We start from the raw sequence: 337 nt of genomic DNA, 5'->3' as shown, positions 1-337 counted from the left end.
GGAGGCGCAAGGACCTGGAGGCGCATGTTCGCGGTGTGCTGAAGGTTTTCGGGATCTGTATGGGTTCAGTTGGCCGGGCAAACCTGCGGCAGGGCTTCCGTGATCAGTTCGCTGAGGCCGGTCAGACCACCCCGGCACTCGGCGTGATGGCCGACATGTTCATCCCGATCCACAGGGCCCTGTGCGCGGCTGCGGAAGCGATGGATGAAGATCTCAGGCTCATAGCGCGCCAAGCGGCCTTGCCCGCCGCCTCATGACCGTCCCGGGCGTTGGGCCCGTCGTGGCGCTGTCTTTTTTCGCAACCCTCGACAACGCAGGCCGTTTCCGGAGATCCCGA

General features: G+C 64.7%; 1 pseudogene. It reads left to right on the top strand.

The window, feature by feature from the left end:
- A pseudogene (locus tag L1069_RS24040) lies at nt 1–337 on the top strand (transposase); the annotation flags it as partial.

The organism is Leisingera sp. MMG026 (assembly GCF_021654205.1).
Classification (GTDB): Bacteria; Pseudomonadota; Alphaproteobacteria; order Rhodobacterales; family Rhodobacteraceae; genus Leisingera.
The sequence above is the reverse complement of the archived record's forward strand: the minus strand, read 5'-3'. Positions and strand labels throughout refer to the sequence as shown.